General features: G+C 69.9%; 12 protein-coding genes and 1 riboswitch. Of the genes, 6 read left to right on the top strand and 6 right to left on the bottom strand.

The genetic code is table 11. The annotated features are described in order from the left end of the window. Positions 1-85: 85 nt before the first annotated feature. The 5 genes from ACZ7L4_RS23905 to ACZ7L4_RS23885 all read left to right on the top strand — a co-directional run bounded on the left by ACZ7L4_RS23905 (position 86) and on the right by ACZ7L4_RS23885 (position 6272). Positions 86-358, top strand: a complete 273-nt coding sequence (locus ACZ7L4_RS23905; RefSeq protein ID WP_472105330.1) for a DUF3311 domain-containing protein — start codon at positions 86-88, stop codon at positions 356-358. Next, positions 355-1986, top strand: coding sequence for a monocarboxylate uptake permease MctP (gene mctP / locus ACZ7L4_RS23900; RefSeq protein ID WP_472105328.1), 1632 nt, complete (start codon positions 355-357; stop codon positions 1984-1986). The genes ACZ7L4_RS23905 and mctP overlap by 4 nt, the downstream gene beginning before the upstream one ends. Before the next feature lie 103 nt (positions 1987-2089). After that, a complete protein-coding gene (locus ACZ7L4_RS23895) occupies positions 2090-2581 on the top strand; it encodes a GNAT family N-acetyltransferase (protein WP_472105326.1) in 492 nt (163 codons plus the stop codon). Between the two features lie 61 nt (positions 2582-2642). Next, positions 2643-2773: riboswitch (cobalamin riboswitch) on the top strand. A 128-nt stretch (positions 2774-2901) separates the two neighbouring features. Next, positions 2902-5253, top strand: a complete 2352-nt coding sequence (locus tag ACZ7L4_RS23890) for a ribonucleoside-diphosphate reductase subunit alpha (protein ID WP_472105324.1) — start codon at positions 2902-2904, stop codon at positions 5251-5253. Continuing rightward, a complete protein-coding gene (locus ACZ7L4_RS23885) occupies positions 5253-6272 on the top strand; it encodes a ribonucleotide-diphosphate reductase subunit beta (protein WP_472105322.1) in 1020 nt (339 codons plus the stop codon). The genes ACZ7L4_RS23890 and ACZ7L4_RS23885 overlap by 1 nt, the downstream gene beginning before the upstream one ends. Here the strand turns inward: ACZ7L4_RS23885 and ACZ7L4_RS23880 are convergent. Further along, complete coding sequence (locus ACZ7L4_RS23880; protein ID WP_472105320.1) at positions 6269-6436, bottom strand: hypothetical protein; 168 nt, start codon at positions 6434-6436, stop codon at positions 6269-6271. The two genes, ACZ7L4_RS23885 and ACZ7L4_RS23880, sit on opposite strands and share 4 nt — an antisense overlap. Positions 6437-6530: 94 nt before the next feature. Here ACZ7L4_RS23880 and ACZ7L4_RS23875 point away from each other — a divergent pair, with 94 nt between their 5' ends. Further along, positions 6531-7493 (top strand): helix-turn-helix domain-containing protein, encoded by a 963-nt coding sequence (locus ACZ7L4_RS23875; protein ID WP_472105318.1) that lies wholly within the window; start codon positions 6531-6533, stop codon positions 7491-7493. 11 nt (positions 7494-7504) lie between these two features. Here ACZ7L4_RS23875 and ACZ7L4_RS23870 read toward each other — a convergent pair whose 3' ends face one another. The 5 genes from ACZ7L4_RS23870 to ACZ7L4_RS23850 form a co-directional block, all read right to left on the bottom strand. Next, positions 7505-8890, bottom strand: a complete 1386-nt coding sequence (locus tag ACZ7L4_RS23870; protein WP_472105316.1) for a cytochrome P450 — start codon at positions 8888-8890, stop codon at positions 7505-7507. Beyond that, the gene (locus ACZ7L4_RS23865; RefSeq protein ID WP_472105314.1) at positions 8887-10029 is read right to left on the bottom strand and encodes a terpene synthase family protein; all 1143 of its coding nucleotides are present in this window, start codon (positions 10027-10029) and stop codon (positions 8887-8889) included. Before ACZ7L4_RS23865 ends, ACZ7L4_RS23870 begins: the two co-directional genes overlap by 4 nt. Positions 10030-10321: 292 nt before the next feature. Further along, a complete protein-coding gene (gene def / locus ACZ7L4_RS23860; RefSeq protein WP_472105312.1) occupies positions 10322-10972 on the bottom strand; it encodes a peptide deformylase in 651 nt (216 codons plus the stop codon). 168 nt (positions 10973-11140) lie between these two features. Beyond that, positions 11141-12121, bottom strand: coding sequence for a tetratricopeptide repeat protein (locus tag ACZ7L4_RS23855; protein WP_399231574.1), 981 nt, complete (start codon positions 12119-12121; stop codon positions 11141-11143). 138 nt (positions 12122-12259) lie between these two features. Continuing rightward, entirely contained in the window at positions 12260-13489 is a 1230-nt protein-coding gene (locus tag ACZ7L4_RS23850) for an HD-GYP domain-containing protein (protein ID WP_472105661.1), read from the bottom strand. Between the last annotated feature and the right edge of the window lie 7 nt (positions 13490-13496).

Raw genomic sequence — 13496 nt, 5'->3', positions numbered from 1 at the left:
TAGATCAAGACTCTCGCCTAGATTTCCCGCACGTTAAACATGAGATAAGTGGGATCTCTGATCAGCGAGGGGACGGAACCGCGAAATGTCCGATGCGCCTGAAGTGAAACAACCGGTGGTCACGCCGGTACGCGTGATCATTGCACTCTGTCTGGTCGCACCGTTCGTCGCGATGCTCTGGGTCAGCTCGTACGCCAAGGTCGAACCGACCTTCATCGGCATCCCGTTCTTCTACTGGTACCAGATGCTCTGGGTGCTCGTCTCGACCGCGCTCACGATGATCGCGTACAAGCTGTGGCAGCGCGATCAGCGCGCCCGTAAGGCCACTTCGGCCACTTCGGAAGGGGCAGGCGCGTGAACGGCGGCGTCAACGGTGTCGCGCTCACCGTCTTCATCTTCTTCTTCGTGGCCGTCACGGTCATGGGCTTCCTCGCCGCGCGCTGGCGGAAGGCCGAGAACGAGGCCAGCCTCGACGAATGGGGCCTCGGCGGCCGCTCGTTCGGCACCTGGATCACCTGGTTCCTGCTCGGCGGCGACCTCTACACCGCGTACACCTTCGTCGCCGTCCCCGCGGCGATCTACGCGGCCGGCGCCTCCGGCTTCTTCGCGGTGCCGTACACGATCCTCGTGTACCCGCTGATCTTCACGTTCCTGCCGCGCCTGTGGTCGGTCTCGCACAAGCACGGGTACGTGACGACCTCGGACTTCGTACGCGGGCGCTTCGGCTCCAAGGGCCTCTCGCTCGCGGTCGCGATCACCGGCATCCTCGCCACGATGCCGTACATCGCGCTCCAACTGGTCGGCATCCAGGCCGTCCTGGACGTAATGGGCGTCGGCGGCGGCGAGAACACCAACTGGTTCATCAAGGACCTGCCGCTGCTGCTCGCCTTCGGCGTGCTGGCCGCGTACACGTACTCGTCCGGCCTGCGGGCGCCCGCGCTGATCGCGTTCGTCAAGGACGGGCTGATCTACCTGGTGATCGCGGTCGCCATCATCTACATCCCCATCAAGCTGGGCGGCTTCGAGCACATCTTCTCGGCGGCGGGCGACAAGTTCGACGCCGCGAACGAGGCGGCGGGCAAACCGGTCGCCGGGCTCGCGCCGGGCTCATCGGGCACATGGACGTACGCGACGCTCGCGCTCGGCTCCGCCCTCGCGCTGTTCATGTACCCGCACTCGATCACGGCGACCCTGTCCTCCAAGAGCCGCAACGTGATCCGCCGCAACACCACGATCCTGCCGCTCTACTCGCTGATGCTGGGCCTGCTCGCGCTGCTCGGCTTCATGGCCATCGCGGCCGGGATCAAGGTGCAGAACGGGCAGTTGGCGATTCCGCAGCTGTTCGAGGACATGTTCCCCGACTGGTTCACGGGCGTCGCGTTCGCCGCCATCGGCATCGGCGCGCTGGTCCCCGCGGCCATCATGTCCATCGCCGCGGCGAACCTCTTCACGCGCAACATCTACAAGGACTTCATCAAGCCGGACGCGACGGCCGCGCAGGAGACCAAGGTCTCCAAGCTGGTCTCGCTGCTCGTGAAGGTGGGCGCGCTGGCCTTCGTCCTGACCATGGACAAGACCGTCGCGATCAACTTCCAGCTGCTCGGCGGCATCTGGATCCTGCAGACCTTCCCTGCCCTGGTCGGCGGCCTGTTCACGCGCTGGTTCCACCGCTGGGCGCTGCTCGCCGGCTGGGCGGTCGGCATGGTGTACGGCACGCTCGCCGCGTACGGTGTCGCGTCGCCGACGCAGAAGCACTTCGGCGGCTCGTCGGCGGAGATCCCCGGCATCGGCCAGATCGGCTACATCGGCATGACGGCGTTCGTCCTCAACGTCGTCGTCACCGTCGTCCTGACCTTCGTCCTCAAGGCGTTCAAGGCCCCGGACGGCGTCGACGAGACGGCGCCCGAGGACTACACGGCCGACGCGGGCGACAAGGGCGTCCAGGTCGACCTGCCGAAGGTCGGCGCGGAGGCGTCGGGCCACTAGGCACGTACAGCTGAACGCTTCGGGCCCCTCCGACTCGGAGGGGCCCGAAGCTTTTTCCGGAAACCGTTGCGACCACGGCCGCGGGTCGCGTAACCATGGCGTCGTGATCAGAACAGTGCGCCCCGATGAGTACGCCGTGCTCGGCGAGTTGAGTGCCCGCGCCTACCTGGGCAGCGGCCTCCTCGCGTTCGGCGAGGACGACTGGTACGCCGCCGAACTGCGCGACGTCGAGAAACGCGCGCGGCAGGCCGAGGTCCTCGTCGCCGAGGGGCCGGACGGCCGGGTCCTCGGCGGCGTCACCTACGTCCCCGCGCACGACCACCCGTACGCGGAGGTCTCCCGCGCCGGCGAGGCCGAGTTCCGGATGCTCGCGGTCGACGTCGAGGCGCGCGGCAAGGGCGTCGGCGAGGCGCTCGTGCGGGCCGTGGTCGACCGGGCGCGCGCCGCCGGCAAGACGGCGCTGGTGCTGTGCACGCAGCCGCTCGCGACCGCCTCGCACCGCCTCTACGAACGCCTCGGCTTCACCCGGATCCCGGACCGCGACTGGTCCCCGATCCCGGAAGTGACGCTGCGGGCGTACGAGTTGAAGCTCTAGCCGGTCCGACCCCAGGAGCACGCCGACACAACATATGGGGCTGAAGCGAAAGCCCGGCACAACATGTATGCTCGCTCTCGCTGTCGCCGCAGGGGAATCCGGTGCGAATCCGGAACTGTCCCGCAACGGTGTGCGTAGGCGTACAAAAACGCCCGCGTGAGTCCGATGACCTGTCGACGGTACGCCCGAGCCGCCCGGCCCGGGCGTCGACGACGTCCGGGCCTCGCGGAAAGGGCCGGTGGACGAGGGCCCGCCCCGTGCGCGCCCGCGCTGCCACCTCCTCCCCGCAGGCCCCGAGCCGAGCGAGGGAGAGCCTCCACGTGACCATCGCGCCCGCCGAACCGGTCTCAGCCACCCCCGAGGACGGCCCGGGTGCAGCCCTGCTGCGCACCCTGACCGAGCTGACCGCCGACCTCCCCGACGCCGACCCCGGCAGAATCGCGGCTGCCGCCCTGCGGGGACGCTCGGCGCGGGCCGACGAGGCCGAGCTGCGCGATCTCGCCACCGAGGCCGCGGCCGGGCTGATCTCCGAGGACCCGGCCTACTCCCGGCTCGCCGCCCGGCTGCTCACCCGCTCCATCGCCGCCGAGGCCGCCTCACAGGGCGTCACGTCCTTCACCGGATCGGTCGCCGTCGGCCACCGCGAAGGCCTGATCGCGGACCGCACGGCCGAGTTCGTACGGGTGCACGCGGCGCGCCTCGACGCGCTGATCGACACCGCGGGCGACGACCGCTTCGGCTACTTCGGCCTGCGCACCCTGCACAGCCGCTACCTGCTGCGCCACCCGATCACCCGGCACGTCATCGAGACCCCGCAGCACTTCATGCTGCGCGTGGCGGCGGGGCTCGCGGAGGACGACAGCGTCCGGGCGCTCGACGAGGTGGCCGCGCTCTACGGCCTGATGAGCCGCCTCGACTATCTGCCCTCCTCCCCCACGCTCTTCAACTCCGGCACCCGGCACCCCCAGATGTCGAGCTGCTACCTCCTCGACTCCCCGCTGGACGAGCTCGACTCGATCTACGACCGGTACCACCAGGTCGCCCGCCTCTCGAAGCACGCGGGCGGCATCGGCCTCTCGTACTCCCGTATCCGCAGCCGCGGTTCGCTGATCCGCGGCACGAACGGGCACTCCAACGGCATCGTGCCGTTCCTCAAGACGCTCGACGCGTCGGTCGCCGCCGTGAACCAGGGCGGGCGCCGCAAGGGTGCCGCCGCGGTCTACCTGGAGACCTGGCACTCCGACATCGAGGAGTTCCTGGAGCTGCGCGACAACACCGGTGAGGACGCGCGCCGCACCCACAACCTGAACCTCGCGCACTGGATCCCCGACGAGTTCATGCGCCGCGTGAACGCGGACGAGCCGTGGTCCCTGTTCTCCCCGGCCGACGTCCCCGAGCTGGTCGACCTGTGGGGCGCGGAGTTCGACGCCGCGTACCGCAAGGCCGAGGCCGACGGGAAGGCCCAGCGGACCATCCCGGCCCGCGATCTGTACGGCCGCATGATGCGCACCCTCGCGCAGACCGGCAACGGCTGGCTGACCTTCAAGGACGCCGCCAACCGCACCGCCAACCAGACGGCGGAGCCCGGCCACACGGTCCACTCCTCGAACCTCTGCACGGAGATCCTGGAGGTGACGGACGACGGGGAGACGGCCGTCTGCAACCTGGGCTCGGTCAACCTCGGTTCCTTCGTGGTCGAGGGCGACATCGACTGGAAGCGCCTCGACGAGACCGTCCGCACGGCCGTCACCTTCCTCGACCGCGTCGTCGACATCAACTTCTACCCGACCGACCAGGCGGGCCGCTCCAACGCCCGCTGGCGCCCGGTGGGCCTGGGCGCGATGGGCCTCCAGGACGTCTTCTTCAAGCTGCGCATGCCGTTCGACTCGGCGGAGGCGCGGGCCCTGTCCACGCGGATCCAGGAGCGCATCATGCTCGCCGCGTACGAGGCCTCCGCCGACCTCGCCGAGCGCAACGGGCCGCTCCCCGCCTGGGAGAAGACCCGTACCGCGCGCGGCGTGCTGCACCCCGACCACTACGACGTACAGCTGACGTGGCCGGAGCGCTGGGCGGCGCTGCGGGAACGCATCGCCGATGTCGGCATGCGCAACTCCCTGCTCCTCGCCATCGCGCCGACGGCCACGATCGCCTCCATCGCCGGCGTCTACGAGTGCATCGAGCCGCAGGTCTCCAACCTGTTCAAGCGCGAGACGCTGTCCGGCGAGTTCCTCCAGATCAACGGCTATCTGATCGACGAGCTGAAGAAGCTCGGCGTGTGGGACGCCCAGACCCGCGAGGCGCTGCGCGAGTCCAACGGCTCGGTGCAGGGCTTCACCTGGATCCCCGACGAGGTCCGCGCCCTGTACCGCACGGCGTGGGAGATCCCGCAGCGCGGCCTCATCGACATGGCGGCGGCGCGCACCCCGTTCCTCGACCAGGCGCAGTCCCTGAACCTCTTCATGGAGACGCCGACCATCGGCAAGCTCTCCTCGATGTACGCGTACGCCTGGAAGTCGGGCCTGAAGACGACGTACTACCTGCGCTCGCGCCCGGCGACGCGCATCGCGCGGGCGGCGGGCAACAGCACCGTCCCCGCGCAGACCGCGACCCCGGACCCGGACGCGGTCGCCTGCTCCCTGGAAAACCCCGAGTCCTGCGAGGCCTGCCAGTAATGACCACTCCTTCTTCGGACAAGAACCTGCTCGACCCGGGCTTCGAACTGACCCTGCGCCCCATGCGCTACCCGGACTTCTACGAGCGCTACCGCGACGCGATCAAGAACACGTGGACGGTGGAGGAGGTCGACCTCCACTCGGACGTCGCCGACCTCGCGAAGCTGTCGCCGGGCGAGCAGCACATGATCGGCCGGCTTGTCGCGTTCTTCGCGACGGGCGACTCGATCGTGGCGAACAACCTCGTCCTCACCCTCTACAAGCACATCAACTCCCCCGAGGCGCGCCTCTACCTCTCGCGCCAGCTCTTCGAGGAGGCCGTGCACGTCCAGTTCTACTTGACGCTGCTCGACACCTACCTCCCCGACCCGGAGGACCGGGCGGCGGCGTTCGACGCGGTGGAGAACATCCCGTCCATCCGCGAGAAGGCCCAGTTCTGCTTCAAGTGGATGGACTCGGTCGAGGAGATGGACCGCCTGGAGTCCCAGGCGGACCGCCGCCGCTTCCTCCTCAACCTCATCTGCTTCGCGGCGTGCATCGAGGGCCTGTTCTTCTACGGGGCGTTCGCCTACGTCTACTGGTTCCGCAGCCGCGGCCTGCTGCACGGCCTCGCGACCGGCACCAACTGGGTGTTCCGCGACGAGACGATGCACATGAGCTTCGCCTTCGACGTCGTCGACACCGTCCGCAAGGAGGAGCCGGAACTCTTCGACGACGCGCTCCAGCAGCAGGTCACCGACATGCTGCGGGAGGCGGTCGACGCGGAGCTGCAGTTCGGGCGCGACCTGTGCGGCGAGGGCCTGCCGGGCATGAACACCGACTCGATGCGCCAGTACCTGGAGTGCGTCGCCGACCAGCGCCTCCAGCGCCTCGGCTTCCCGCCGGTCTACGGCTCGGAGAACCCGTTCTCCTTCATGGAGCTCCAGGGCGTCCAGGAACTGACCAACTTCTTCGAGCGCCGCCCCTCGGCGTACCAGGTGGCGGTCGAGGGCTCGGTCGGGTTCGACGAGGACTTCTAGGCCGCCTCGGTGAACTCCGCGCGGCCCGACGGGCGTTCGGCGGCCCGGCTGGCCTCGCGGAGCTGCCGGTCGATGCGGCGGTCGTGGGCCATGCCGTACAGGGACGGGGTCGCCAGGAGGAGGAAGACGAAGAGGACGGCGAGGTAGTTCAGTGCTGTGGTCATGTCCTCCACTGTCCGCCGGTTCGGCGGCGCGCGGCAGTGGCAGGACTGACACCGACCCTCGAATTACTGCCATGTCTGCGGCACACTGGCAGACATGCTGAAGAACGTGGCCGCCGTGCTGCTCGACGGCGTGCATCCCTTCGAACTCGGCGTCGTGTGCGAGGTGTTCGGCCTCGACCGGAGCGAGGCCGGGCTTCCCGTGTACGACTTCGCGGTGGCCTCCGCCGCGGGTCCGACGCTCGGCACCCATGTGCCGGGCATGACCGTCTCCACCCCGTACGGGCTCGAACGCCTGGAGGAGGCGGACCTCATCGCCGTGCCCGCCGCCGACCGGCCGCGGGACGGCTATCCGCCCGAGCTGCTCGACGCCCTGCGGCGGGCCGTCGACCGGGGCGCGCGCGTCCTCAGCGTGTGCTCGGGCGTCTTCGTGCTCGGCGCCGCGGGGCTGCTCGACGGGCGGCGGTGCGCGGTGCACTGGCGGTACGAGCGCGAGCTGGCGATCCAGTTCCCGCGCACCCGCGTCGACCCGGACGTGCTGTACGTCGACGAGGGGCAGGTCATCACCTCCGCCGGGACGGCCGCGGGCATCGACGCCTGCCTGCACATCGTGCGGACCGAGCACGGCGCCGAGGTCGCGAACGCGATCGCCCGCCGCATGGTCGTACCGCCGCACCGGGACGGCGGGCAGGCCCAGTTCGTGGAGCGCCCACTGCCCGCGACGCGCTGCGACACCGTGGGCGAGGTGCTGTCCTGGATGGAGCGGCACCTGGACGAGCCGGCCACCGTGGAGGAGCTCGCGGCGCGGGCCCACATGTCCCCGCGCACCTTCGCCCGGCGCTTCCAGCAGGAGACCGGGACGACGCCGTACCGCTGGCTGCTGCGCCAACGGGTGCTGTTCGCCCAGGAGTTGCTGGAGCGCACGGACGAGACGGTGGACGCGATCGCCGCGCGCGCCGGATTCGGCACCGCGGCGGCGATGCGCCACCAGTTCATGAAGGCGCTGGGCACGACGCCCAACGCCTTCAGAAGGACCTTCCGGGTGCGGCTCGCGTCCTAGGACACGGCGGTTCAGCCGCGGGCCCGCACCCGCAGGTTCCCGTTCTTGGGCCCGATGGTGATCCCCAGCTTCGCCACCGCCTCCGTCTCGGGGACCTGCTCGAACCGCCACTTGGACACCAACGTGCCCAGGATCAGGGAGAGTTCGACCATGCTGAAGTGGTCGCCCGGGCACTTGCGGTTGCCGGTGCCGAACGGCTGGTGCGCCACGTTCGCCACGTCCGTGACACGCTCCGGCAGCCAGCGGTCGGGGTCGAAGACGTCCACGTCGTCGAACGAGCGCGGGTCGTGCTGCATCGCGTACGGGCTGTAGACGATGTCCGTACCGGCCGGAATGCGATAGCCACCGAGCGTCGTATCGGCCGCCGAAATGCGCGTGAATATCCACACGCTGGGGCGAATGCGCATCGACTCGGTAAGGAGATTCCGCATATATGCGAGTTTCCCGATGTCACCGAAAGCCACCTGCCTGGCACCACCGGTAGCCGATTCAACCTCTTGGTACAACCGGCTTTCGTGGTCGGGGTGTTCGGCGAGCAGTCCGAGCGTCCATGCCAGCGTCTTGGAGACATTCTCGCCCCCGGCCAACAGGAGGGCCAGAACCTGATCGTGGATCTCTTGGTCGGTGACCGCTTCGCCGTCGTCGTCGTGCGCGTCGAGCAATGCCGCGAGAAGGTCCCCGGTGTCGATTCCCTCGGCCGCCTGAGCCCTTCGCTCGACGATGATCTCGTCGACCATGCGGTGCAATTCGGCCATCGCGCGCTCGAAACGCCGATTGGCGGGAAGGGGCAGCCGGTACAGCGGCCCGAAGGACAGGATCATCCGCCGGTACATGCCGGCGAAGACCGTGCCCATCGTCTCGCCGAGGCGGTCCGAGCGGTCGTCCTCCGCGTCGATGTGCAGCATGGCGCGGGCCGTGATCCGGGCCGCGAGGCGGAACATCTCGGCGTTGATGTCGACGGTCTGCCCGTCCTGCCAGCGGTCGGCCGTCGCCTGCGCCTCCTCCGCCATCAGCGTGGCGTAGTCGGCCATCCGCTCGGCACGGAACGCGGGCTGGATGGCGCGGCGCTGGCGCCGGTGCTTCTGCCCGTTGCTGCTCGCCACGCCCTCGCCGAGCAGCACCTCGAGCGCGTCCCACATCGCGCCGCCTATGAGGAAGTCCGGGCTCTTCAGGAGCTTCTCGACCAGCACGGGGTCGCAGACCGCGAAGACCGTCTTCGGGCCGAGCCGCAGCCGGACCACGTCGCCGCCGTCCCGCAGCCGGGTCAGGAAGGCCAGCGGGTCGCGGAGCATCTGTGGAGCGTGGCCGAGCAGCGGCGCACCGCCGGGCGCGAGCGGCGGCAGCGACGCTCCCGCCTGGCCGGGCGCCGGGGGCGGCAACGTGGATTCCACGGTCATGCGCACTCACCTGCCTGTTCGGGGACCCCGTCGGGGATCCGGTGGGGGGCCTGCCTCGGGACGCGAGCGCCGCCGGGCCCGGCGGCGCCGACCGGCTCGTCGCTCACGTACGGCGGATTGCTGCGGTCCTCCCAGTCGTCGACCTGATAGCGGCCCGATTCGTGGTGGAACCAGTAGACGGAACTGAACCAGTTCCGCATGTTCTCCAGACATGACCTCATGGCCACGGAGAGGTCTTTCCCTTTCTCTCCGAGCACCTCGACGCCGTTCGCGATGTTCTCGACCTCGACTTCCGCCTCCAGGAAATCGTCGACACATCCGAGTACCCGGCTCCGCACTTCCGCGGCGGCTTCAGTCACGGAAAGACCCTCGTGTTCGATGAGGCTTATCCCGAGGTTGTGGAATTCGTTTCCCGCGAGTTCCTTGGGGAGCGAACACAGGTCGTTGTACCAGGCCGAGAAATCCTGCACGGCAAGTGCCGCACGCATGAACGCCGGGGTTTTCCGCACCCACGCCGGGAGTTCGTACTGCGCCGTCGCCTCGAGCAGGTCTATCCAAATCCAGTGCGCGAAGGTCTGCCGGCGCAACTCTATGTACGCGTCGACGGCGGGCACGGTTCCCGTCGTCCGGTTCCTGAACTCCTGGTCGTACGCGTCGATCACCGGGTGGAAGTGCCGGGCGAACCGCACGTTCCAGCTGCGGCTCAGCGAGCCGTAGAACCGCTGGAGGCAGTCGGCGAAGCCCGCGACCAGCGGATCCCCATGGTCCAGATGGAGTTCGGGCGCCTCGGTCGCCGCGTGCAGCTGGGCGACGAGCCGCCGCCAGTTGTCCGCGCGGCCGTGGATCACGTCGCGGTCGTGCCGGTCGTCCCAGGCGAAGAACCACGCGCTGTAGTCGCTGATCGTCGCGAGCAGTTCGTCCGGCGCACCGATGTAGTAGCCCGCGACGAGGTCCGAATAGCAGAGATCGTCGGCATACTTGGCCACCTTGTCCGGCGGCATGACCCCCATTTCCAGGAGCCAGGACCTGGTCCTTCCCTGGAGCTTCGGCCAATACGGGTGCAGCCGGCGAGGAAACCCACCCTCGATCACCGGAAGCGCCACAGCCGCCGGAACCGACGTATGTGAGAAAGCAGGCACGTAGTAACCCCTCTCTGTGGCCTGCGGCGCGCGCCTCCCGCTGTGCCGGTCGCGCGCCGTCGTGTAACCCCGCGCTTTCTATTCAGCACCATAACTGACCGCTGTGGGAACGGATTTGCTTCCCTCACTACCCCACACTTCCCGATTCTTCACGCGCCATGACCGGATTCGGGCGGTACGCGACCGGGTACTGGGCCCCCGCCCGCACATGCGAACGGCGCCCGGACGGAGGTCACTTCCGTACCGGACGCCGCGTGACGCCTCAACTCCCCCGTGGGGGAAGGGGGTTTGCTCAGGAGTTGGGGACCACCGGGTAGCGCGGCGTCCCCTCCTCCATCTGCTTCAACGCGCCCTTGCGCTCCCGCTTCGACAGCCGGTCGATGTACAGGTACCCGTACAGGTGGTCGGTCTCGTGCTGCAGGCAGCGCGCGAAGTAGCCGGTGCCGCGCACCGTGATCGCGTTGCCCTTCTCGTCCCGGCCGTCGACCACCGCGTAGTCGGGGCGCGCCAGTTCGGCGTACGCCGTCGGCACGGACAGGCAGCCCTCGTTCGAGTCGTCGAGGCGCCGCTGCTCGGCGGGCAGCTCGCGCAGGACGGGGTTGCAGACGACGCCGGTGTGCCGCACGCCGTCGTCGTCCGGGCAGTCGTACACGAAGACCTTCAGGTCGACGCCGATCTGGTTGGCCGCGAGGCCCACGCCCTCGGCGGTGTGCTGGCTCGCGAACATGTTGTCGACGAGCTTCGCCAGCTCGTCGTCGAACGCGGTGACGTCCTTGCACTCCTTGTGCAGCACCGGGTTCCCGACGACGGTGATCGGCCGCGACGTGCCGCGCTCCCGGTACGCCGCCTCCCGCGCCTCACAGTCCTCGCTGTCGACGACAAAGCCCTCGTCATCCACGGGAAGCACGCCGGCGTGCTGCTGATCGGTGTCCTGCTGAGCCATGGGGGACGAAAGCCTTCCTGGGAAACAAGGGGGTCGAACCCTTACAGGGTACGGGGGCCCCTAGGGGCGCGGGGAACTGCGCAATCTTTTCGGGGGTCTGGGGGCGCAGCCCCCAGGGACGGGACGGGAAGGGGCGGAGGGGGCGACCACCAAGACCGCACCCCGCGCCTAACAGACCTCTTCGAGATCCCGCCAGTCACGGGAGTCCGGCGAGTCCGCCACCCACCCGTCGAGCAGCCCCCGCACCAGAGAGGCCGGCGCGGCCACCCCGCACTCCCGCTCCGGCACCCACAGCTGCCCGTCGGTCCGGTGCCCGAGCGGCCCCGGATGCCCCGGCTCGCTGTGGTCGTGCGGATCGAGATGCGTGCCGTCACCCTCGTCGGACGGCATCCGCGACTCCGAGCACGTCCGGCAGAGCAGCCGCACGGAGGACGACCAGTCCTCGGCGGCGAAGCCCGCGTCGGCGGCGAGCCGCTCCAGCGCGTCCCGGTCGTCCTCGGTGGCGGCCTCGAGCAGCACCACCCAGGTGGGGACCGGCGAGGGCGCCCACAGCTCGATCTCGTCGAAGACCGGGTACGAGTGCCCGGACGCCGTGGTCCGCTCGCCGTGCGGGACGCCGTCGTGCAGCACGACCTCGCCCCAGCGCCGCCCGGAGGACGGCAGCGGGATGGAGAGCAGCTCGATGCGCGCGGGGTCGAGCCTGCGCCCCCACACGACCTCCGCCTCGCCCTCCGGCGAGAGCCGCACGGCGGCGCTCCCGAGGTCCATCCCGGTCGGCTCCCCGGCAGCGGCGGCGCCGCCGGGCACCTTCAGCCCGTACGCCTGCCAGGCCCTGCGCGCGAGCGGCCAGTCCTGCAGGGCGGTGGCCGCGATGCCCACGTTCCACCAGTCCGGTGCCCCGCCCTCCTTCTCGAGCAGGGCGACGGCCCGCAGACCCGTGGTGCGGGCCTGCTCCCAGTCGTGCCGGAACTTGTGCAGCAGCGCGAGGTTGAACCAGGACTCCGACAGCCAGGGCTCCAGGTCGGCGGCCCGCGTGAGCAGCGCTCCCGCGTCCTCGTACCGCCCGTCGCCGATCAGCGTGAACGCGCGATCCGTGGCCTGCCGCCAGGAGGCGGAGGGCCGGTGCCGTCCCTTGCCGAAGATCCTCACGATTCCCGCCTGCCGATACTCGAGGCCTGTGCCCCCGGACGCCGAGTCTTCCGCGTGCCTTGCATGTTCTGTCTTGCGTTTCCTGCCTTGCTTCGCATCCAACCACGTACGGTCCCACGACCGCTCATTACCCATGGGTTACCCAACCGACCCCAGGCTCAGACCGGGCGTGCAAACCACTCTGGCCAGCGCCTCCACGACCTCCGGCTGGTAGTCCCGGCCCGTGGCCAGACGCAGGCTCTCCAGGGCCCTGAGCGGCCCCTGTGGTCCCTGTTCCCTCGCCATCTCGTCGTACGCGTTCGCTGTCCGCACAATCCGGGCGATGAGCGGCTGCTCGCGGTACGGATCGGCCTGCCGCTCGACCACCACCGCCACCTGGGTGTCCACCCCGGTCTGGCGGACGACGGCGCCGCCGAGGAGGGCTATCCGGCGCTGCTGGGCGGGCGGCAGCGCGGCGGTGGCGCCCTCGGCCACCGGGTCGACGAGCGAGAGCTGCCCGATGTCGTGCATCAGCGCCGCGTACTCGAGGACCGACAGGTCAGGCTGGGAGAGCCCCAGGTCGCGGCCGACGGCCCGGCTGAGCTCGGCCACCCGGCGGGCGTGCCCGTGCGGGGTGTAGCCGGCGATCTCGGTGGCGCGGGCCAGTGAGGTGATGGTCTGCCGGTACGTGGCCTTGACCACGGAGTACCGCCGGAACGCCAACTGGGTGAGCAGCAGCGGCAGGCTGATCAGGGGCAGCGCCCACAGCCCGGCGACGGCGACGGCGAGCGCCATGACGGCCCCCGTCGCGCACACGGCCGATCCGATGCCGAGCATCGCCCGCAGCTCGTCGCGCAGCAGCGGGCCGAACGGCCAGCGCGTCCGGGCGTGCGCCATGGCGGCGGCGAGCACGGCGTCGCACAGCGCGGTCAGCACCAGCAGCGCGACGAGCAGCAGCGCGTAGGAGGCCCCGTCCCCGAACCACTTCGCCAACACGCCTTGGTTGTAGAGCGGTTGGAAGCAGACGGCGGCGAAGGCGACGGTGAGCACGCGCCGGGCCACATGGTCGAGCGAGGCGCCCTTGCCGCGCGCCACGTGCGGTATGCAGCCGACGAGCGTGCCCGCGACGACGATCGCGACGACCTGGAGCGCGCCGTGGTGCGTGGGCCGCCCCGCGACCTCCCCGAGCAGCGCGTACGCGAGCGCCCCCGCGGCCCCGAGCGGCGCGGCCTCCCGGTCCTCGGCGCCGCCCCTGCGGGCCAGCTCCCCCACGGCGACGAGCACCCCGAACGCCAACGCGTTCCCGCGCTCGACCACGCCGTGCCACACGGTGTCCCCGAGGGCCACGGAGGCGACCGCCACGGCGATCCCGAACACCACGACGAGCAGCCCGGGC

The sequence above is a fragment of the Streptomyces sp. NPDC107575 genome, assembly GCF_055657265.1.
The sequence above is the reverse complement of the archived record's forward strand: the minus strand, read 5'-3'. Positions and strand labels throughout refer to the sequence as shown.

Coding starts and splice junctions, on each gene's coding strand:
- ACZ7L4_RS23905 (WP_472105330.1), top strand. CDS start 86: ATGTCCGATGCGCCTGAAGTGAAACAACCGGTGGTCACGCCGGTACGC.
- ACZ7L4_RS23885 (WP_472105322.1), top strand. CDS start 5,253: ATGACCACTCCTTCTTCGGACAAGAACCTGCTCGACCCGGGCTTCGAA.
- ACZ7L4_RS23880 (WP_472105320.1), bottom strand. CDS start 6,436: ATGACCACAGCACTGAACTACCTCGCCGTCCTCTTCGTCTTCCTCCTC.
- ACZ7L4_RS23875 (WP_472105318.1), top strand. CDS start 6,531: ATGCTGAAGAACGTGGCCGCCGTGCTGCTCGACGGCGTGCATCCCTTC.
- ACZ7L4_RS23870 (WP_472105316.1), bottom strand. CDS start 8,890: ATGACCGTGGAATCCACGTTGCCGCCCCCGGCGCCCGGCCAGGCGGGA.
- def (WP_472105312.1), bottom strand. CDS start 10,972: ATGGCTCAGCAGGACACCGATCAGCAGCACGCCGGCGTGCTTCCCGTG.